This window comes from Methylocystis sp. sgz306128 (assembly GCF_056032725.1).
Map to the genome: position 1 here is coordinate 1 of NZ_JBVYWO010000005.1, position 19,910 is coordinate 19,910.

Genomic DNA, 19,910 nt, shown 5'->3' on the forward strand with positions numbered 1-19,910 from the left:
GGCGCGATCCAGCATCTGGCCGGCATGAAGGACTCGAAGGTCATCGTCGCCATCAACAAGGACGAGGAAGCTCCGATCTTCCAGGTCGCCGATTATGGCCTCGTCGCTGACCTCTATACCGCCCTGCCGGAGCTTGCTCAGGAATTGGGCAAGTAGATATTATTGGATAAAAAGCGGCATTAGCCCTATGTCGCATGAGAGAAGACTGGACGAAGCGCGATCAAAGCCTATGATCGCGCTTCGGTTTGAATTCTCGGATAATGGACTTGCACGATGGCATTTGAAATTAACACGGTAGGTGTTATTGGCGCGGGCCAAATGGGCAACGGAATTGCACAGGTCTGCGCGCAGGCTGGCATCAGCGTATATATCAATGACGTTTCCGAGGATCGCATTCACGCCGGTCTGGCCACAATCAATGGCAATCTTTCGCGTCAGGTTTCCCGCCAGCAGATCAGCGAGGCGGAGCGCGCGGCTATTCTGGCCCGTATTTCGTCGGTGCCGGATTATTCGGGTTTTGGCACCTGCGATCTGGTGATCGAGGCTGCGAGCGAAAACGAATCCGTCAAACGCAAGATTTTCTCGACGCTGTCGGCGCACCTCAAGCCCGAAGCCATCATGGCGTCCAACACCTCATCCATTTCCATTACCCGGCTCGCGTCCGTAACAGACCGGCCGGAGCGGTTTATCGGTATTCATTTCATGAATCCGGTGCCGAAGATGCAGCTTGTCGAACTGATCCGCGGCATTGCCACCGAAGACGATACATTCGAGACGGCGCGCCAGTTCATCTCGCGTCTCGGCAAGACGGTGACGACATCGGAAGATTTCCCGGCCTTCATCGTCAACCGCATTCTGCTGCCGATGATCAATGAGGCCATTTACACGCTTTACGAGGGCGTGGGCTCGGTCGATGCCATTGACACGGCCATGCGTCTCGGTGCCAATCATCCGATGGGGCCGCTGCAACTGGCTGATTTTATCGGTCTGGATACCTGCCTCTCCGTCATGCAGGTGCTGCATGAAGGGCTGGCGGATTCAAAATACCGGCCCTGTCCGCTGCTGGTGAAATATGTCGAGGCCGGATGGCTTGGCCGCAAGACTCAGCGCGGCTTTTACGATTATCGCGGCGAGACGCCGATTCCGACGCGCTGAGGTTCTGTCGCGCTTTGGCCTGCAGGCCGGCCCCCGCATGGAGGCCGGCTTTTTCGTTTAATAGTTTCCCGCTTCGGCCATCAGCCGGTCTCCGGAAGAGGAGGCGATATTGAGACCCCAATGGGCCCGTCCCTGCCATTGGCGCGCATCCAGATTGAACACCAGGCTTGGCTGATGGCTGCCCAGAGCCGTGACATGACACTGGCCCTGCGCCACCTGACGGAAGCCATTCTTCTCCAGCACGCGCCGCGAGGCGTCATTGCCGCTGCGGATGGTGGCGGAAATGTCGCGAACCGGCGTCAGGCTGAACAATGTATCGACAAGAGCCGCCACAGCCTCGGGCATGTAGCCTTCGCCCCAATAATCCGGATGCAACGCATAGCCGATTTCAGCCCGTGTCTCGGACTTCATTTCGGCATTGATGAAGCCGATGACATCGCGGTTGCCGGAACGCAGGGTCAGCACCAGATTCAGCGCTTCTCCCAGCGCATTAAAGCGCCGCGCCTCGACAACATAGCTGTTGGCGGCATCCCTCGGGTAGGGGTGCGGAATTCGGCTGCTTTGCTCGGCGACTTCCTTGCGCGAGGCAATGGCGGCAATGGCGGCTGCATCTGCCGCACGGGGCCAGCGCAGCCATAAACGCCGCGTTTCAAGCCGGAAGACATCGTCACGGGTCAGATCAGGAAACATGGTTTGAGCTCCAGTTTCTGTATCATATGCAATTTGCATAACGCAGATACGACAAAGGGAAGTGGTTTCCCACTTCCCCGCTCAAAACCCGTTCAGGTTTTTATGAATTTGTTCCGCTTTTGGCGGATGGTTCGGCTAAAACCCAAATTCACCGGTTCGTGGGATCCGGTGGGGCTTTAGCTTTCCCCACCTTATTCTGCTGCTTTAAGTGCCGGCGCCGCGACGACCGAAATGTAGGATCGCCCATTGCCCTTGGTTTTAAACTCTACTCGTCCTTCCGTAAGCGCGAAGAGCGTATGGTCTACGCCCATGCCTACATTGCTGCCGGCGTGCCACTTGGTGCCACGTTGACGCACAATGATATTGCCCGGAATGACGGCTTCGCCGCCAAACTTCTTGACACCGAGGCGGCGACCGTCTGAGTCGCGCCCGTTGCGGGATGAACCGCCTGCCTTTTTATGAGCCATCTGAATGCTCCGAATTCTTTATGGCGTTTTTACGCCGATCCTTTGACGATAATCCGGCGGGGCCGGACGTTGGTTCAGTTGCAACCCTGCGAGGCCGCCGCGCGGCACCCGCCAGGGCCTTAGCCGTGAATTTCCTTGATCTGAACGATGGTCAGATCCTGACGGTGGCCACGCTTGCGCTTCGAATTCTGGCGGCGGCGCTTCTTGAAGGAAATAACCTTCGGGCCGCGGCTCTGCTCGACAATTTCGCCGATGACCGATGCGCCGGCAATGGCGGGCGCGCCGAACTTCGCCGCACCGTCCTTGGTGAGCATCAGAACTTCGTCAAACGTAACCTTGTCGCCGGCAGCGCCAGCAACGGTGGAGAGAGTAATCGTGTCGTCGACAGCAACTTTATATTGCTTGCCGGCGGCTTTGATGACTGCGAACATCTTTTGTCCTCGTGTTCAAACCGGCTTGAACGCCCAGAGGGCGCACAGACGGCTTTTTGGCAGCTGTAACCAGCGGGTGAAACCTGGCGGAATTTTGGCGCGCTCAACGTCTTGGCCGGAAAAGCAACAGGAAATTACCTTGCAGGCAAAACGAAAAGCGCGGCATAGGCCGCGCCAGATGATGAGCTTATAGGCCCCGCAGGCCGCCTTTGTCAAGCGAAGGGATTGATGAATCTCAGTCTTTCGCTATTGTGGCGCAGGTTTGGGGAGATGAATTATGCCAGTGCATTTTTCGGAACATGAGATGGCGGCGCGTCTTGAGCGCCTGCGAAGGGCGATGCAGGCCCAGCAACTGGACGGGATGCTGCTGTTCAATCAGGAGAGCATGTATTGGCTCACCGGCTATGACACATTCGGCTTTTGCTTTTTCCAGTGTCTTTATGTCGGACTTGACGGGCGCACCGCGCTGCTCACACGCTCTGCGGATCTGAGACAGGCGCAGCATACGTCCAACATTCAGGATATCCGCATCTGGAAGGATTCGGCTCATGCGAATCCGGCGCTCGACCTGAGGGCCATGCTTGAGAGCCTTGGCGTGCGCGGGCGGCTCGGCGTCGAGAATGACGCCTATGGGCTGACCCATGCCAATGGCAAACGGCTCGATGCCGCGCTCGAAGGGTTTGTCGAATGCACCGATGCCTCGCGGCTGGTGGCTTTTCTGCGCGTCACGAAAAGCGCAGCCGAACTGGCCTTCGTGCGCAAGGCTGCCTATCTTTCCGATCTGGCCGACCGCGCCGCTGCAGAGGCGACGCAGGCCGGCGCAGACGAGGGCGAAATACTCGCGGCGCAGCACAATGCCATCTTCACCCATGGCGGCGATTATCCGGCCAATGAATTCATTATCGGATCGGGGCGCGATGCGCTTTTGTGCCGCTACAAGGCAGGACGGCGCAAGCTTGACGAGCAGGATCAACTGACCCTCGAATTTGCCGGGGTTTACCGGCATTATCATGCCGCCATCATGCGCACGTTTGTGATCGGCAGGCCTTCGCCGCTGCATGTTTCCTATCATGCCGCGGCGCGGGCGGCCCTGCTCGCCTGCGAGGCGGAACTGCGCCCCGGACGCACGGCGGGCGACGTATTCGCCGCGCATGCCCGCATTTTTGACGAGCATGGTCTCTCCGCCCACCGGCTCAATGCCTGCGGCTATGCGCTTGGCGCCAAGTTCACGCCGAGCTGGATGGATCCGCCGATGTTTTACGAGGACAATGAATTCGTCCTTGCTGAAGATCAGGTGTTTTTTGCCCATATGATATTGATGGATTCAGCCAGCGAGACGGCGATGTGCCTTGGCCGGACCTCTCTTATCCGCGCGGCCGGCGCCGAACCGCTCAACGCGCATCAGCTTGATCTGGTTCTGTGTTGATGAGGGAGCGGCGTCTTTCCCTGATCGGCCTGCTGCTTCTGGCCGTCTTCGTGCTGTCCGCCTGTGTCGAGACCCAGCAGAAGCCACAGGCCAAGCCGGTTGATGAGCCGGTCATAGATACTGTCAAGGTGGAGAAATTGCCGGGGGCGAATCTGGCGGCCGCGTCGCTGACGCTGCTGAGCTTTGACGGGCTGCCGCCCGCCGAGAGCATGGCGCTCGCCGCTGACCTGCAAAAGGAAGCCGGATCGCGGCATATTGTGCTGGTTGAGGCCGGCAAGGCCGCTTATCTGGCGCGTGGCTATTTTTCGGCCTTCGCCAGCGGAGAGGACACGCATTTTGTCTATGTGTGGGATTTTGCCGATGCCGCCCGGCACAATACGCAGCGCGTCAGCGATTCGGTAGTAATCAAGGGCGTGGCGGACGAGCCATGGTCGCTGTTCACCAGCGATGTGTCGCAGGCGCTGGCCGCCAAGAGCGCCAATGATCTCGAGGCTCTGCTCTCGCGTACGCCCGAGGCCCGGCCTGTCCGCTGACATTCCCTTCCTGACCCGCCTCCCCGGGCGTGTCAGGCGCTCAGGGCGCCGCGTCGCGCAATATCGGTTTTTTATCATATAAAAGATTTATGACTTGCCTTGTTCCGCCGCGCTTCGCCTGCTAAGAGCCAAGGCATCCTGAAGTTGGTTCGTTGCGTAACGTCCCTGGTGTGAGGAGCATGTCCCCGATGGCTGAAATCCGAAAAGCCCCCGCGATGAAAATCCTGGCTGGCAATTCCAATACGTCGCTGGCCGAGGCCATAGCCGCTTATCTTGGCGAACCGCTTGCCAAGTGTCAGGTGCGTCGCTTTGCCGATATGGAAATTTTCGTCGAAATTCAGGAAAACGTCCGCGGACAGGATGCGTTCATCATCCAGTCCACCTCCTTTCCCACCAATGACCATCTGATGGAATTGCTCATCATGATCGACGCGCTGCGCCGGTCCTCGGCCAAGCGCATCACGGCGGTCATTCCCTATTTCGGTTATGCCCGGCAGGATCGCAAGCCCGGTCCGCGCACACCGATCTCGGCCAAGTTGGTCGCCAATCTCATCACGCAGGCCGGTGCCGACCGCGTGCTCACCGTCGATCTGCATGCCGGGCAGATTCAGGGGTTCTTCGACATCCCCACCGACAATTTGTATGGCGCGCCGGTGATGGTGCGCGACATCAAGGAGCGGATGAACCTCTCCAACGTGATGGTGGTCTCGCCGGATGTCGGCGGCGTGGTGCGTGCGCGCGCGCTCGCCAAACGCATCGACGCGCCTCTTGCCATTGTCGACAAGCGCCGCGAGCGCGCCGGCGAATCCGAAGTGATGAACATCATCGGCGAGGTGGCCGGCAAGAGCTGCATACTGGTCGATGACATTATCGATTCGGGCGGCACGCTCTGCAATGCCGCAGAGGCGCTGCTGGCGAAGGGCGCGCGCGAGGTCTATGCCTATATCACGCATGGCGTGCTCTCCGGCGGGGCTGTGGCGCGCATTTCAGCCTCGAAACTGAAAGAACTTGTGCTCACCGATACGATCATGCCGACCGAAGCCGTGCGCGTGGCAAAAAATATCCGCGTCATTTCCATCGCGCCGCTCATCGGCGAGGCGATTCAGCGTACCGCGCGCGAGGAAAGCGTATCCAGTCTGTTTGACTGAAGGCGCATGTAACGCGGTCTGACTAAGCCTTTGTGCCGTATCTTGTGTGTCACCATGCAAGAAGACAGGAAATCATCGATCATGACCACGACCGGCGCCAGCCTATCCCAGCGCGAAGACTTCAAGCGGACCGGGCCGCTGCCGCCCGGGCATCCGCCTGTTCTGACGCCGAAGATCGGCGTGCTGCTGATGAATCTCGGCACGCCGGATGCGACCGATTATTGGTCGATGCGCCGTTACCTCAAAGAATTTCTCTCCGACCGCCGCGTCATCGAGACGAGCCGCTGGCTCTGGTGGCCGATCCTGAATCTGATCATTCTGACCGTGCGCCCGGGACGCAAGGGCAAGGATTATGATTCGATCTGGAACCGGGAGCGCGACGAGAGCCCGCTCAAAACCATCACGCGCAGCCAGAGCGAAAAACTTGCGCAGTGGATCGCAGATGGCGGCCTTGGCGAAAATGGCGATAAGGTCGTCGTCGACTGGGCGATGCGCTATGGCAATCCATCGGTCAGGAGCCGTCTTGAAGCGCTGCAGGCGCAGGGCTGCGACCGCATTCTGCTGGTGCCGCTCTATCCGCAATATGCCGCGGCCACCAGCGCCACGGCCTGCGACAAGGCATTCGAGGCGCTGATGCAGATGCGCTGGCAGCCGACGGTGCGTGTCTCGCCGCCCTATCACGACGAGCCGGTTTATATCGAGGCGCTGGCGCAGAGCCTGCGCGACGGGCTGGCGAAACTCGATTTTGAGCCTGATGTGATTCTGGCCAGTTTTCACGGCGTGCCGAAGGAATATCTCGACAAGGGCGATCCCTATCATTGCGCCTGTGTCAAGACGACGAGGTTGCTGCGCGACTTTCTGGGCTATTCCAAGGAAAAGCTCCGCCTGACCTTTCAGAGCCGCTTTGGACCGGCCGAATGGCTGCAGCCCTATACCGACAAAACAGTGATCGAACTGGCGAAATCCGGCGTTCGCAAGCTGGCAGTGATCACGCCCGGCTTTTCCGCCGATTGTCTGGAGACGATCGAGGAAATCGGCGTCGAAAATGCGGAATATTTTCTGCATAACGGCGGCGAGAAATTCGCACGCATCGAATGCCTGAATGATTCCGATCTTGGCATCCGCGTCATTGCCGATGTGGTGCAGCGCGAGCTGCAGGGCTGGATCTGACGAAAGCGCGCTTCCGGCGGCGCGCTGCATTTTATTTCTCGGGGCGTATGAGCCTGTGAGCTAGCTGCGGTTGTGCTGGCGGCGCTCCCAGTTCAGCGCGCCGGTGATGATTTCCTCGAGATTGTCGTGTTGCGGCCGCCAATTGAGCAGGGTGCGCGCACGGCTGGCGTTGGCAACGACAGCGGCAGGGTCGCCTGCCCGGCGCGGCGAGAGAGTCACCTCAAAATCTGCGCCTGATACCGCCTTGACCACCCGTATGACATCGAGAACCGAATAGCCCCGGCCATAGCCGCAATTGGCAATGATGCTCGTGCCGCCGCCACGCAGGCGGTTGAGCGCATCGAGATGCGCCGCGGCAAGATCGGTGACGTGAATATAGTCGCGCAGGCCGGAGCCGTCCGGAGTCGGATAATCGGTGCCGAAGACTTCCACGCCTTTGCGTGTGCCAAGCGCTGCTTCCACGGCCACCTTGATGAGATGGGTCGCGTTGCGCGTGTTCTGCCCGGCGCGTCCGCGTGGGTCGGCTCCGGCCACATTGAAATAACGCAGCACCGTATAGGCAAGGCCGTGGGCGCGGGCGACATCCTCCAGCATCCACTCCACGATCAGTTTGGAGCGGCCATAGGGCGAGAGCGGCTGGAGCGGGGAATCTTCCGCGACAGGCTCCGCGCCGACATTGCCATAGACGGCGGCGGTGGATGAAAAGATGAAATGCCGGACGCCGCCCCTGACCGCGCATTCGATCAGGTTGCGCGCATTGGCGACATTGTTGTGATAATAGCCGAGCGGATCGGAGAGGGATTCGGGCACGATCAATTTGGCGGCGAAATGGATGATGGACGTGATGCCATGTTCGGCAATCAGCCGCGAGACAAGGGCGCTGTCGCCGAAGTCGCCGACAACAAGCGGCACCTCCGGCGGCACGGCGAAGGCGAAGCCGGTCGAGAGGTCGTCCAGCGTGATGACGCGTTCTCCGGCGTCAAGCAGCGCGAGTATCATATGAGAGCCGATATATCCCGCGCCGCCCGTAACTAGAATCGTCATTCTGCCCCCATGCCATGCCTGTTCATTTCGCTTTCATCCTTGTTAACCCATAGATATTAATGTGCAGTAATACAAAGTCCGGAAGGCCTCGGTCTCAAGGACAGCGCGCAAACACTTTCTCTGATGGAATCTCTCATGCAAAAGCGCATTCGAAAAGCGGTCTTTCCTGTTGCGGGGCTTGGCACCCGCTTTCTGCCGGCAACCAAATCGGTGCCGAAGGAAATGATGACAGTGGTCGACCGCCCTGTGCTGCAGCATGTGGTGGATGAGGCCCGCGAGGCGGGCATCGAACATTTTGTCTTTGTTACCGGCCGCAACAAGGGCGTGATCGAGGATCATTTCGACATGGCCTATGAGCTTGAGGACACGCTGAAGAAGCGCGGGAAAGACAAGGATTATGCCGCGCTGATGGCCGATCTGCCGGCGGCGGGCGCCACCAGCTTCACCCGTCAGCAGGCGCCGCTCGGTCTTGGCCATGCGGTGTGGTGCGCGCGCGATATCATCGGCGACGAGCCCTTCGCGGTACTGCTGCCCGATATGATCACTCAGGCCAATGGCGCGCGCAAAAGCCGCTGCCTCGCCCAGTGCATCGAGGCCTATGAGCGCCACGGCGGCAATATCATCGCTGTCGAGGAAGTACCGATGAGCGAGACGCATCAATATGGCGTCGTGGCCATGGGCAAGGACTACGGCCATTCGTTCGAAATCACCGGCATGGTGGAAAAGCCGCCGCAGGGTACCGCTCCATCCAACCAGATCATCTCCGGGCGCTACATTCTCGGGCCGGAAATCTTCGGCATTCTGGAACGCGTCGAAAAGGGCGCGGGGGGCGAGATTCAGCTTACCGACGGCATGAAGCACCTGTCAAAAAGCCAGAGCTTTCATGGCGTGCGCTTTGATGGCCGCACCTTCGACACAGGTTCGAAGATTGGCTTTCTGGCAGCCAATGTCGCTTTTGCGCTGGATCGGCCCGAACTCGCCGACGCCTTTCGGCGTGAGGCAAAAAAACTGCTGGGTCTCTAATTTATTGCGTGAGGGAAGCGCGTCATCCTTGACAGAGACCGCGCGCCTCGCCTATATCGCCTCCAGCCCGGCCATGAGCCGGGCGAGGCGCTTGTCGCCGTGGCGGGATAGCTCAGCTGGCTAGAGCACGGGAATCATAATCCTGGGGTCGGGGGTTCAAGTCCCTCTCCCGCTACCATCTTTCCTGAATGACATGATGCAGATGGTTTTTTCTCGCCTTTAGCGGTCGATTGCTTGCGGTGGAAAATTTTGCCGGCGGCTTTTCTGACAATGTGAGTCAGGCCTCGGGAGCCTCTTTTGCCGCGACCGGCAAGTTCTGCTGCCGGCTTTGTGCGCAATTTCTAAACTATCTAAAAATTCGGCCATGCCGCCAGAATTAGATCATGGACCAACAGGCTGCAGCCTCTTGTGCGATGGTTTTTTCCCCGCTCTAATCTCGCGGTGCGCAGCGGGGATTTTTCATGAAAATCAAAGACCTCAAAACCTTCATCGTTGGCAATCCGCCGCCCTATCACGGCGGGCGTTATTTTATTTTCGTAAAACTGACCACGGATAACGGCATTACCGGCATCGGCGAAGTTTACACGGCGAGCTTCGGCCCGAAGGCGATCGGCGCCATGATCGAGGATGTGTTCGAGCATCACGTGCTGGGCGCCGATCCGTTCCAGATCGAGACAATCTGGCGCAATGTCTATGGGCGGGGCTATTCGCAACGCCCTGATATTTCGCTCCTCGGCGTGCTTTCGGGCATTGAATGCGCCCTCTGGGACATTGTCGGCAAGGCGCTGAACAAGCCCGTACATGCGCTTCTGGGGGGCAAGGTGCATGAGCGCCTTCGCTCCTATACCTATATTTATCCCAGCATCGAGGAAGGGCACGCCTATAGCGATTCGCCGGTCTACCGCGATGCCGATGCTGCGGCCGAGCGCGCTGTCGATTATATGCGTCAGGGATTTACGGCGGTTAAATTTGATCCTGCCGGGGCCTATTCCACCTTTGATCCGCGCCAGCCCTCGCTGGAAAAGCTCGAAGTTTCCGAAGCCTTCTGCAAGAAGATCCGCGCAGCGGTGGGCACCAAATGCGATCTGCTGTTTGGCACGCATGGCCAGTTCACCACATCGGGCGCGATCCGTCTGGCCCGGAAGCTGGAAGCCTATGATCCTTTATGGTTCGAGGAGCCCGTGCCGCCGGAAATGCCAGAGGAAATGGCCAAAGTCGCCCGCCAGACCACGATTCCGATCGCGGCAGGCGAGCGGCTGACGACAAAATATGAATTTGCCCGGCTGTTGCAGACGGGCGCGGCTTCCATCCTGCAAATGGCGCTGGGCCGTGTGGGCGGCATATTGGAAGCCAAGAAAGTCGCCGGCATGGCCGAGACGCATTATGCGCAGGTGGCGCCGCATCTCTATTGCGGGCCTATCGAGGGCGCGGCCAATATCCAGCTTTCGGCCTGCATCCCGAATTTCCTCATTCTGGAGAGCATCGAGCAATGGGGCGGCTTTCATGGCGAATTGCTTAAAAAGCCCATCCGCTGGGAAGATGGCTATGTCATTGTGCCGGATGAGCCGGGACTGGGTGTTGAACTCAACGAGGATGTGGCGCTGGCCCATCCGTATACCGGTCAGGCCCTGCATCTGGTGCCGACCTTCCGTCCGCTGAATCCGCCAAACTAGATCTGGGGAGAGATCAATGAAATATGGTTTTATCGGCCTTGGCCATCTGGGCGCCAATCTCGCGGGCAGCCTGCTGCGTGAAGGCTTTGATGTCACGATCACCGACATCAACCGCGCCAATGCGGAAAATCTGTTATCAAAAGGCGCGCACTGGGCCGAGGACGCGAAGGGCGTCGCGGAAAAGGTGGATGCCGTCATTACCTGCCTGCCCTCGCCCAAGGTCTCCCAGGCCGTGCTGACCGGGCCGCGCGGCATTCTCGCCGGCTTGAAAAAGGGCGGCACCTGGATCGAAATGAGCACCAATTCCTCCGAGGAGATCGCCAGAATGGCGGCTCTGGCGCAGGAAAAGGGCGTGAACGTGCTGGAGTGCCCGGTAACAGGGGGTGTGCATCTGGCCGCCTCAGGCCAGATCACGGTCATTGCCGGCGGCGAGGCTGCCATTTTCGAGCAGCACAAGCCCGCGCTTCAAGCCATGGGCGGGCGGATATTCCATGTCGGGCCGCTGGGCAAAGCAGCGCTGATCAAGGTCATCACCAATATGCTGGCCTTCATTCATCTGGTGGCGACCGGCGAGGCGCTGATGCTGGCCAAGAAAGGCGGGCTTGATCTCGCGACCGCGTTTCATGTCATTCAGGCCAGTTCGGGCAATAGTTTCGTGTTCGAAACCGAAGGACAGGTTATTCTCAACGGCAGCTACAACATCAATTTCACCATGGATCTTGCGTGCAAGGATCTGGGCTTCGCGCTGGGCTTTGGCCGGGAATTCGGCGTACCGCTCGATCTGGCCGGCATGACCGAACAGACCTTCATCCGTGCGCGCTCAGCCTATGGCGGCGACGCCTGGTCAAGTCAGGTGGTGAAGCTGCTTGAGGACGCTCTCAAGACCGATCTGCGTGCGCCCGGCTTCCCGGCCGAATTGTGATATTGCTCAATCTGATTGCACCATGACCACAAACACCACATTTGATTACATCATCGTCGGGGCGGGTTCGGCGGGCTGCGTGCTGGCCGAGCGTCTTTCTCGCAATGGCAAATTCAGTGTCGCCGTGATCGAAGCGGGCGGCACTGACCGGCGATTCTGGGTGCAGGTGCCGCTTGGCTATGGCAAGACCTTCTATGACAAGACCCTCAACTGGGGCTACAAGACGCAGCCTGATCCCGGCTTTGGCGGGCGCTCCGACTATTGGCCGCGCGGCAAGGTTATCGGCGGTTCTTCCTCGCTCAATGCCATGGTCTGGATCAGGGGGGATGCACGCGATTATGACGATTGGGCGGCGGAGGGCAATACGGGCTGGGGTTTTGTCGATTGTCTGCCCTATTTCAAGGCGATCGAGGACAATGAGGCCGGAGCGGATGATTGGCGCGCCAAAGGCGGCGACGTGCACATTTCCGATGTCAGCCGGCAATTGCATCCGCTGGCAGAAACATTCCTGAAGGCCGGCGAGCAACTGGGCTATTCCCGCAACCGGGATTTTAACGGCGCCGTGCAGGAGGGCGTCGGTATTTATCAGATCAACACCAAGGGCGGCTGGCGCATGTCGGCGGCCAAGGCCTTTCTCTATCCGGCCCTGAAGCGCGCCAATGTGCGGCTGTTGCGCGAGACGCAGGCGCTGCGTCTGCTGTTTGAAGGGCGGCGCGCCAGCGGCATCGAGGTGGAGCATGGCGGCCAGAGGCAGAATCTTTTCGCCAGCCGCGAAGTGATTGTCTGCGGCGGCGCGGTCAATTCGCCCCAGCTGCTGCAACTCTCCGGCATCGGCCCGGCCAGCCTCCTGCAGGGTCTGGGCATCGAGGTGCGGCAGGATTCGCCCGCCTGCGGCTATTATCTGCAGGATCACCTCGGCATTAATTATACCTATCGCGCCAAAGTGCCGACGCTGAACCAGACTCTCGGGCCGTGGTGGGGCAAATTGGCGGCAGGGCTGCAATTTCTGGCCTTTGGCAGCGGGCCGCTGTCGCTCAGCCTCAATCAGGCCGGGGGCTTCGTCAAGACGCGGCCTGAGCTTGATCGCCCGAACATCCAGCTTTATTTCCAGACTATTTCCACCTATGGCGCGCTCTCCGGCACGCGGCCGCTGCTCTCGCCGGATCCGTTTCCGGGCTTCAACATCGGCCTGTCCACCTGCAAGCAGACCAGCCGCGGCTCGATTCTGATCACTTCGCCAAATCCATATGCAGCCCCGGCGATTCACGCCAATGCCTTTGGCACCGATCACGACATGCGCGACATGCTGGAAGGTGTGAAACTCTTGCGCAAGATTGCCGCCCAGCCCGCTTTTGCTCAGATTATCGCCGAAGAACTGGCGCCGGGACCGAAAGTAACCTCCGACGAGGATATTATTGCGGATTTTCGCGCCCGTTCCGGCACGGTCTACCATGCTTGCGGCACCTGCCGCATGGGGCCGGACCCGAAAACCGCCGTTGTCGACCCGCGCCTGAGGGTGCATGGCTTGTCTGGCCTGCGTGTTGTCGATGCCTCGATCTTTCCTTCGGTGATCTCCGGCAATACCAATGCCCCCACCATCATGGCGGCGGCCAAGGCGGCGGACATGATTTTGGCCGATGCGGGATAGGACGCCCGCGTCTGGCCCTGCGCCTTAACGGACGCCGTCCGAACCCGGGCGCGTCGCGTCGATCCATTGCCGTACCCGCGCTTCCGGATCAGCATTGAGCGTGACATCCGTGACAACCGAAACGATATCCGCCCCGGCCGCGAAAGCTCCGGCTGCGCGTTCGACGGAGAAGCCGCCGATCGCCACAAGCGGAATATCGCCGATGCGTTTCTTCCAGGCCGTGATCTTTTCAAGGCCCTGCGGTGCCCAGCGCATGGCTTTGAGAATGGTCGGGTAAATCGGCCCAAGAGCAACATAATCCGGCGAGAACGACAGCGCCCGCGTCAGTTCGGCGTCGTCATGAGTGGATATGCCAATCTTGATGCCCGCCTTGCGAATGGCTCCGATATCTGCCGTATCGAGATCTTCCTGCCCGAGATGGATATAATCGCAGCCCAGATCGATAGCCTCGCGCCAGTAGTCGTTGACGACAAGCTGTGCGCCATACGTGCGGCAGAGGTCGCGCGCCTCGGCAATTTCCCGGCGCAACGTGGCCTCATCAAGATTTTTGGCACGTAGTTGCACCAGTCTGACGCCAAGCGGCAGCAGGCGGCGCAACCAGACCGAAGAGTCGACGATAAGATAGAAGGGATCAAGCATGATGGTCTCAGGTAAAAGCGCGTCCGATGACGGGGGTTGAGGGTGCGGCCATGTCCCGCGGTTCGATCATGTCGGCGCGGCGCGCGGCGCGTCCGGCCTCGATCGCCCGGGCGAAGGCGCCGGCCATCAGCACGGGGTTGCCCGATTTGGCCACGGCTGTATTGAGCAATATGCCGTCATAGCCCATTTCCATGGCCTGTGCGGCCTGTGAGGGCGCCCCCAGCCCGGCGTCGATAATGAGCGGAATTTCGGGGAAATGTGCCCGGAGCGAGCGCAGTCCGTAGGGGTTGTTCAGTCCGCGCCCCGAACCTATCGGCGCGCCCCAGGGCATCAGCACTTCGCATCCGGCCCGCAGCAATTTCTCCGCCACGACGAGATCTTCCGTCATGTATGGAAATACCGCAAAGCCATCTTCTGAGAGAATGCGCGCTGCTTCAACCAATCCGAAAACATCCGGCTGCAACGTATCTTCCTCGCCGATGACTTCCAGCTTGATCCAGTTGGTATCGAACACTTCCCGCGCCATCTGCGCGGTGGTGACGGCATCCTTTACAGTGTAGCATCCCGCCGTATTGGGGAGAATGCGCACGTTCTGCGCCTTGATCAGTGCCCAGAAATCGGCGCCGGCCCTGCCGCTGCCCATTTCGCGGCGCAACGAAACCGTAACGACTCCCGTGCCGCTGGCCTTGATACTGTCTGCCAGAATGGCGGGCGAGGGATATTGCGAAGTTCCCAGCATCAGGCGTGAAGGTAATTCAACACCGTATAACGAAAAAGGTTCATCCATATCAGCCGCCTTGTCTTGGTACGAGAATTTCGATTTTGTCGTCGGGGGCAAGTTGCGTGGCCGCCCGGTCTGCCGCCCGGACGAAAGCACCATTGCGAGCTGTTGCGACGGGCACTTCGCCAAAGTCCAGTCCCGCGACGAGCTCGGCCAGATTGGTGGCTGAGGTTTCCTGAATCTCGCCGTTGATCTCAAGCTTCATCACACACCTCGGGGAAATGGGCGCCGTCCAGAATAATCTTCGCGGCACGCTCTGCCATAGCCGGGGCCAGCAGAAAACCATGCCGGTAGAGTCCGTTGATGCAGAGCGTGCGCCCGCGCTGGCGCAGACGCGGCAGGTGATCGGCGAAAGCCGGACGCAGGTCCGCGCCCAGTTCGACGATTTCCGCTTCGCCAAAGGCCGGATGCAGGGCATAGGCGGCGTTGAGCAGTTCGCCGATGCCTCGCGCCGTGACGCGCCCGCGCTCGTTGTTTTCAACCATTGTCGCGCCAACCATGAAAATATGATCTTCGCGCGGCACGATATAAACCGGAATGCGCGGATGCAGCATGCGTACCGGCCGTGCAAGGCTAATTTCGGCGGTGCGCAACAGCAGCATCTCGCCCTTGACCGGGCGCAGGTCTGTCAGGATATCGCGGGCGGCCAGACCGCGGCAGTCGATTGTGAAATCCGCTTCGTCCGTCACATCGCCGGCTTCAGTGTTGAACCGGAACGCAACGCCCATCTGCGTCAGTTTTTTTGTCATTTTCGCCATGGTCTGGCGCGGGTCGAGATGCGATTCCTCTTTGAAGAACAAGGCCTGATCGAAGCGTCCGGCGAGGTCAGGTTCCAGAGCGTCGATTCTGCCGCCATCCACCCATTCAAAATGGTGCGTGCGGCGCGAGAAGCGCCGAAGATCCGGCAGGTCGCGCGGCTGGGCCACCACCAGCGAGCCGTTGACGGGCAGCGGGCCAAAATGTCTCTGCCAGAAGGCCATGGATTCGACGCCGAATGTTTCAACAAGAGGCTCTGCGCTTTCCAGTTCGCACCAGGGCGCCAGCATTCCGCCGGCGTAATGCGAGCAGCCCGAGCCGGCCGCGCCGCGCCGTTCGACAATTTCAACATCCGTACCGCGTTCGGCAAAGGCCAATGCGGCGCAAAGTCCGGCGACTCCGGCGCCCAAAATTCTGATCAGCATGGGAGCAGCGCCTTGTAGCGAGGTGCTCTGTTCCCTTGTGAGCGAGATTGTGCAGTCAATGTGAGCCCTTGTCTCAAATGCCCTTTGCAGGGCGCAATGCGGCCGCAAAAAAACCGGGGCAGGCTGGCCGCTTGATCCTGTCCCTCCGCTGGCATGACCCAGTTCAGGTTCAAGGGTCGTGGTTTCCCACCTCTCAGCCCTTTCAGGCTCCCCTCGGATAGGCTGAATATGGCGTTTGCCGCAGTAAATGGCAAGCTGGATAAGGCGCGTGCGCCGCGACCAATTGGCCCGGAGGGTTCATTCGTCCAGTCCGAGCTCTTTCAGCTGGAGCCGCAGACGCGTGAAGGCGAGGCGGATGCGGGATTTGACCGTACCAAGCGGCAGGCCGGTTTTTTCGGCGATCTGCGCGTGGGACATATCCTGATAGAATGCAAGATCGATCAGTTCGCGCTGATCCGGGTTTAAAGCCGAAAGGGCCTGCCGGGTGAGTTGCTCGCGCTGCCATGTGTCCAGCGCCTCGTGCGGCGTGGGGTCTTCGCTCTCCTGATCGAAGGCATAATCCTGCGGGTCGACAAATTCCATCCGGTTGCGGCGCAGGCCATCAATGCGCCGGTTGCGGGCGATGCGGTAGATCCAGGTCGCGACCGAGGATTTGGCCGGGTCGAACTGGTCGCTTTTCAGCCAGAGCGAACGCATCACATCCTGCGTGATTTCTTCGGCCATGCCCTGATCCGAGCCAAGCCGTTGCAGGTAGGAGATGAGGCGTGGCGCGAAATAGTCAAATAGACTTGTGAACGCCGCTTTGTCGCGACGTTCGGCAACCGCCAGAATTAAATCGTTTTGTTCACGCGCATTCATGGATGTTGGCAGCGAACCAATCTTTTGTGTTGAAGCGGGAAGCAACAACGTTGGGAATTCATGTTCCGGCCAGTTCCGGGCCAGCAGGGTAAATCTTTGATCAGTTCCGTCAGTCTGCGTCAACTGCCGCGGCCGACGGGCTGGCGTTGGCCCTGAAAAAGGTTTTAAAGGATAAATGGATGATTCTTCAAGCCTCGGTCTGAAATTTGTCTCAATTCACTGTTGATCCTTGGCTACAAGACGATAAACAATAAGCATCAAAATGACATAGGTTCGGCTCATGATTCGCATCACTTCCCTCGTACTTTCGGCCGGCTTGGTTTGTGTCGGCCTGACCTGTGTTCTTCCGGTATCCGCAATGGCGCAGCCGACAAAGGCTGAATTGCTCAAGAAGAAAAAACTCGAGGAAGCCAAAAAGGCGGAGGAAGCAAAGAAAGCCGCTGCGGCAAAGGCGGATAAGCCATTGCTCGTCGGAACTTACGGAGACTGGGGCGCCTATCAGTCCGTGACGGGCAAGACCAAGGTCTGTTATGCGTTGAGCCAGCCTAAGGACCGCCAGCCGGCCAATTTGCAGCGCAATCCCGCTTTCATGTTCATTTCCCGGCGGCCAAGCGCCGGCGTGAAGAACGAAATCTCGCTCGACATGGGCTTCCCCGTGAATGAAAAAGCCAAGGATGCCGTCGCCGAGGTTGGAACGGCGCATTACGCTCTGCTGCTCAAGGGCACTTATGCCTGGGTCAAGAATGTCGCTGAAGAAACCGTGATGCTGGACACCATGCGCAAGGGCTCGAAGCTCGTCGTGAAAGTGCCGTCGGAGAAGGGTCACGTCACGACAGACACCTATTCGCTGAACGGACTGGCGCAGGCCTGGGACAAAGTCCAGAAGGAATGCCCCTGAGCCGTTTCAGGGTGCCTGCTTAAGCAAGCAACTCGATCAGCGGCGGTATGAGAGGTTCGTCTGCGGGCGGCATGGCAAATTGCCGCAGCTCTCTTGCCAGAACCCATTTCAGAGCTTGTCCCTCGCGCGGACGAATGACGCCCTCCCAGCGGCGGCAGACATAGAGCGGCATAAGCAGGTGAAAATCCGAATAGGCATGACTGGCGAAGGTAAGGGGCGCGAGGCACGGCTCCTTGACGTCAATGCCCAGTTCTTCGTGCAATTCGCGGATCAGTGCCTGTTCAGGCCGTTCCGAAGCGTCGATCTTGCCGCCGGGAAACTCCCAAAGACCGGCAAGAGCCTTGCCCTCGGGCCTCTGGGCGATGAGAATGCGTTTGTCACTGTCAATCAGCGCGCAGGCTACGACGAGAAGAAGCTTCATTTGCCCGACAGCACGACATTGATAGGGTTCAATTCGGAATCTCCCGCTTTGACAGTCACAGTCTCATACATGGCATTGCCGTTCCAGGTCAGATTGTCACGATCGAACCAGGCATTCTGTGTCACCACGAAATAATCGCCGGGCGCGATATTGGCGAAGCTGAATTTGCCACGGTCGTCTGCCTTTGTCGAACGGGTATATTTTACATATTCAGGATCGGGCTGCGCCTGAAAGGCGACCCGGATCACGTCGACATAATTCGCGTTGCCATAAAGATCATAGATGCGCTTGCGGGCATAATCGGTTTGCGGCACGAGGGTAACTGTCTCGCCGGCACCGCGAACTGCCCAGCCTCTGGCATTTCGGCTCAGCGTGACACCTGTGATGATGGCCTTGCCGTCCTTGCGGATGAATGCTGCCTGTTCCGGATCGAATGCCGCATCGGCGGGGGGTGGAGCTGACGGTGTCGTTGGAAACTGGGTCATCTGGCAGGCTGAAACCAATGTTGCCAGTAAAATAAAGCCAACGACGCGCATTCATCACTCCCTCATGATCGGTAATCTCCGTTTATAGCAACATATTCCTTGGTCAGGTCGCAAGTCCAAATTTTGCTTTTACCTTGGCCTATACCAAGATCTACTTTCAAGACGATGTGATCGCCGCGCATATATTGTGAAACCTGCTGTTCATCATAGGAAGAATCACGCTCGCCCAGATGTGCGACACGTATTCCGCCAAAATAGATCGAAAGCCTGTCGCGCTCGGCTTTTTCGCCGGCCTTGCCCACGGCCATGACGACACGGCCCCAATTGGCGTCTTCGCCGGCAATGGCCGTCTTCACCAGCGGCGAATTGGCGATGGACAGGCCGATTTTCTTCGCGGCCTTGGCGGAAGCGGCGCCCTCAACCTGAATTTCGATGAATTTGCGGGCGCCTTCGCCATCCCGGACCACCTGATGCGCGAGATTGAGCAGCATTTTTCCCAATGCGCGCCTGAACCCTGCAAGGCGCGGGTCATTCGGGCTTTCAATGCGCGGGCAGCCGCGCTTTGCCGCAGCGCCCGTGGCAAAGAGCATCAATGTATCCGAGGTGGATGTGTCTGAATCAACGGTGATGGCGTTGAAGCTGGTCTGAACGCCTCTGGCCAGCAGCGCCTGCAGCGCGGGCGCGGCTATGGGCGCATCGGTAAAGACGAAGGACAGCATGGTGGCCATGTCGGGTGCGATCATGCCCGCGCCCTTGGCCATGCCGCTCAGAGTCACGCTCACGCCGTCTATTCTGGTCGTTGCGGTTGCCACCTTCGGGTATGTGTCGGTGGTCATGATCGCGCGCGCGGCCTCGATCATTGCGCCCGGAGCGGCGCTTGCGGCCAGCCTGTCCAGCAGGCCATCGAATTTGCTGGCGTCGAGCGGCTCGCCGATCACGCCCGTCGAGGCAAGGAAAATCTCGCTCTCGGGCGCGCCGGAGGTCCTGGCGGCAATTTTCGCGGTCAGCGCGACGCTCTCCACGCCCTTCTGGCCGGTGAAGGCATTGGCATTGCCGGAATTGACCACCAGAACGCGCGCCCTTCCGCCCGGCAGGTTCCTGCGGCACCAGTCCACCGGCGCCGAAGGGCATTTGGAGCGGGTGAATACACCGGCAACCTGCGTGCCTTCGTCCATGAGGGCGAGAAGCACGTCGGTTCGTCCCTTGTAGCGGATGCCGCCCTCGCCGGTTGCAAACCGCACGCCGTCTATTTCAGGCAGCGTGGGGTAGGATTTGGGAGCAAGAGGAGAGAGCGGGGCATCATGCGCCATGGTCGGT

22 protein-coding genes, 1 tRNA gene, 1 pseudogene and 1 riboswitch are annotated in these 19,910 nt (G+C 59.4%); of the genes and pseudogenes, 12 read left to right on the forward strand and 12 right to left on the reverse strand.

Features of this window, described 5'->3' with window-relative positions; all coding sequences use genetic code 11:
• Positions 1-156, forward strand: a pseudogene (locus AC0N03_RS09595) (electron transfer flavoprotein subunit alpha/FixB family protein); the annotation flags it as partial.
• 117 nt (positions 157-273) lie between these two features.
• Positions 274-1,155, forward strand: coding sequence for a 3-hydroxybutyryl-CoA dehydrogenase (locus AC0N03_RS09600; RefSeq protein ID WP_474288485.1), 882 nt, complete (start codon positions 274-276; stop codon positions 1,153-1,155).
• Between the two features lie 57 nt (positions 1,156-1,212).
• Here the strand turns inward: AC0N03_RS09600 and AC0N03_RS09605 are convergent, their stop codons facing one another.
• The 3 genes from AC0N03_RS09605 to rplU all read right to left on the reverse strand — a co-directional run bounded on the left by AC0N03_RS09605 (position 1,213) and on the right by rplU (position 2,743).
• A complete protein-coding gene (locus AC0N03_RS09605) occupies positions 1,213-1,845 on the reverse strand; it encodes a GNAT family N-acetyltransferase (protein WP_474288486.1) in 633 nt (210 codons plus the stop codon).
• Positions 1,846-2,036: 191 nt separating this feature from the next.
• Positions 2,037-2,312, reverse strand: a complete 276-nt coding sequence (gene rpmA, locus AC0N03_RS09610; RefSeq protein ID WP_474288487.1) for a 50S ribosomal protein L27 — start codon at positions 2,310-2,312, stop codon at positions 2,037-2,039.
• A gap of 119 nt (positions 2,313-2,431) precedes the next feature.
• Positions 2,432-2,743 carry a 50S ribosomal protein L21 gene (gene rplU, locus AC0N03_RS09615; RefSeq protein WP_474288488.1) on the reverse strand — a complete coding sequence of 104 codons (312 nt, stop codon included), beginning with the start codon at positions 2,741-2,743 and terminating at the stop codon, positions 2,432-2,434.
• Between the two features lie 277 nt (positions 2,744-3,020).
• Here rplU and AC0N03_RS09620 point away from each other — a divergent pair, with 277 nt between their 5' ends.
• The 4 genes from AC0N03_RS09620 to hemH all read left to right on the forward strand — a co-directional run bounded on the left by AC0N03_RS09620 (position 3,021) and on the right by hemH (position 7,020).
• The gene (locus AC0N03_RS09620) at positions 3,021-4,169 is read left to right on the forward strand and encodes a M24 family metallopeptidase (RefSeq protein ID WP_474288489.1); all 1,149 of its coding nucleotides are present in this window, start codon (positions 3,021-3,023) and stop codon (positions 4,167-4,169) included.
• Entirely contained in the window at positions 4,169-4,702 is a 534-nt protein-coding gene (locus tag AC0N03_RS09625) for a hypothetical protein (protein WP_474288490.1), read from the forward strand. The genes AC0N03_RS09620 and AC0N03_RS09625 overlap by 1 nt, the downstream gene beginning before the upstream one ends.
• Before the next feature lie 215 nt (positions 4,703-4,917).
• Positions 4,918-5,850 carry a ribose-phosphate pyrophosphokinase gene (locus tag AC0N03_RS09630; RefSeq protein WP_474288738.1) on the forward strand — a complete coding sequence of 311 codons (933 nt, stop codon included), beginning with the start codon at positions 4,918-4,920 and terminating at the stop codon, positions 5,848-5,850.
• A gap of 81 nt (positions 5,851-5,931) precedes the next feature.
• On the forward strand, positions 5,932-7,020 hold the full coding sequence (gene hemH, locus AC0N03_RS09635) for a ferrochelatase (protein ID WP_474288491.1): 1,089 nt from the start codon (positions 5,932-5,934) through the stop codon (positions 7,018-7,020).
• A gap of 60 nt (positions 7,021-7,080) precedes the next feature.
• On the opposite strand, the gene galE is transcribed toward hemH, so the two are convergent.
• Entirely contained in the window at positions 7,081-8,064 is a 984-nt protein-coding gene (gene galE / locus AC0N03_RS09640) for a UDP-glucose 4-epimerase GalE (protein ID WP_474288492.1), read from the reverse strand.
• 135 nt (positions 8,065-8,199) lie between these two features.
• Here galE and AC0N03_RS09645 point away from each other — a divergent pair, with 135 nt between their 5' ends.
• The 5 genes from AC0N03_RS09645 to AC0N03_RS09665 all read left to right on the forward strand — a co-directional run bounded on the left by AC0N03_RS09645 (position 8,200) and on the right by AC0N03_RS09665 (position 13,330).
• Positions 8,200-9,087 (forward strand): UTP--glucose-1-phosphate uridylyltransferase, encoded by an 888-nt coding sequence (locus tag AC0N03_RS09645; protein ID WP_474288493.1) that lies wholly within the window; start codon positions 8,200-8,202, stop codon positions 9,085-9,087.
• A gap of 101 nt (positions 9,088-9,188) precedes the next feature.
• A tRNA-Met gene (locus tag AC0N03_RS09650) sits at positions 9,189-9,265 on the forward strand.
• Between the two features lie 283 nt (positions 9,266-9,548).
• Complete coding sequence (locus AC0N03_RS09655; RefSeq protein ID WP_474288494.1) at positions 9,549-10,760, forward strand: mandelate racemase/muconate lactonizing enzyme family protein; 1,212 nt, start codon at positions 9,549-9,551, stop codon at positions 10,758-10,760.
• 16 nt (positions 10,761-10,776) lie between these two features.
• Positions 10,777-11,682 (forward strand): NAD(P)-dependent oxidoreductase, encoded by a 906-nt coding sequence (locus AC0N03_RS09660; protein ID WP_474288496.1) that lies wholly within the window; start codon positions 10,777-10,779, stop codon positions 11,680-11,682.
• Positions 11,683-11,704: 22 nt separating this feature from the next.
• Complete coding sequence (locus AC0N03_RS09665; protein ID WP_474288497.1) at positions 11,705-13,330, forward strand: GMC family oxidoreductase; 1,626 nt, start codon at positions 11,705-11,707, stop codon at positions 13,328-13,330.
• 24 nt (positions 13,331-13,354) lie between these two features.
• Here AC0N03_RS09665 and AC0N03_RS09670 read toward each other — a convergent pair whose 3' ends face one another.
• The 5 genes from AC0N03_RS09670 to AC0N03_RS09690 all read right to left on the reverse strand — a co-directional run bounded on the left by AC0N03_RS09670 (position 13,355) and on the right by AC0N03_RS09690 (position 16,789).
• Positions 13,355-13,972, reverse strand: coding sequence for a thiamine phosphate synthase (locus AC0N03_RS09670; protein ID WP_474288740.1), 618 nt, complete (start codon positions 13,970-13,972; stop codon positions 13,355-13,357).
• Positions 13,973-13,976: 4 nt separating this feature from the next.
• On the reverse strand, positions 13,977-14,756 hold the full coding sequence (locus AC0N03_RS09675) for a thiazole synthase (protein WP_474288499.1): 780 nt from the start codon (positions 14,754-14,756) through the stop codon (positions 13,977-13,979).
• Between the two features lies 1 nt (position 14,757).
• Positions 14,758-14,955, reverse strand: coding sequence for a sulfur carrier protein ThiS (gene thiS / locus AC0N03_RS09680; RefSeq protein ID WP_474288501.1), 198 nt, complete (start codon positions 14,953-14,955; stop codon positions 14,758-14,760).
• The gene (gene thiO, locus AC0N03_RS09685) at positions 14,945-15,931 is read right to left on the reverse strand and encodes a glycine oxidase ThiO (protein ID WP_474288502.1); all 987 of its coding nucleotides are present in this window, start codon (positions 15,929-15,931) and stop codon (positions 14,945-14,947) included. The genes thiS and thiO overlap by 11 nt, the downstream gene beginning before the upstream one ends.
• Positions 15,932-16,053: 122 nt before the next feature.
• Positions 16,054-16,155: riboswitch (TPP riboswitch) on the reverse strand.
• A 73-nt stretch (positions 16,156-16,228) separates the two neighbouring features.
• Positions 16,229-16,789, reverse strand: coding sequence for a sigma-70 family RNA polymerase sigma factor (locus tag AC0N03_RS09690; RefSeq protein ID WP_474288503.1), 561 nt, complete (start codon positions 16,787-16,789; stop codon positions 16,229-16,231).
• A gap of 280 nt (positions 16,790-17,069) precedes the next feature.
• On the opposite strand from AC0N03_RS09690, the gene AC0N03_RS09695 reads away from it, so the two are divergent.
• A complete protein-coding gene (locus tag AC0N03_RS09695; RefSeq protein ID WP_474288505.1) occupies positions 17,070-17,687 on the forward strand; it encodes an invasion associated locus B family protein in 618 nt (205 codons plus the stop codon).
• A gap of 19 nt (positions 17,688-17,706) precedes the next feature.
• Here the strand turns inward: AC0N03_RS09695 and AC0N03_RS09700 are convergent, their stop codons facing one another.
• The 3 genes from AC0N03_RS09700 to argJ are packed head-to-tail and all read right to left on the reverse strand — an operon-like array spanning position 17,707 to position 19,903.
• Positions 17,707-18,108: a (deoxy)nucleoside triphosphate pyrophosphohydrolase gene (locus tag AC0N03_RS09700; RefSeq protein WP_474288506.1), complete on the reverse strand. Its 402-nt coding sequence runs from the start codon at positions 18,106-18,108 to the stop codon at positions 17,707-17,709.
• Positions 18,105-18,644, reverse strand: coding sequence for a carboxypeptidase regulatory-like domain-containing protein (locus tag AC0N03_RS09705; protein WP_474288507.1), 540 nt, complete (start codon positions 18,642-18,644; stop codon positions 18,105-18,107). The genes AC0N03_RS09700 and AC0N03_RS09705 overlap by 4 nt, the downstream gene beginning before the upstream one ends.
• 11 nt (positions 18,645-18,655) lie before the next feature.
• On the reverse strand, positions 18,656-19,903 hold the full coding sequence (gene argJ / locus AC0N03_RS09710) for a bifunctional glutamate N-acetyltransferase/amino-acid acetyltransferase ArgJ (protein ID WP_474288508.1): 1,248 nt from the start codon (positions 19,901-19,903) through the stop codon (positions 18,656-18,658).
• Positions 19,904-19,910: the final 7 nt, after the last annotated feature.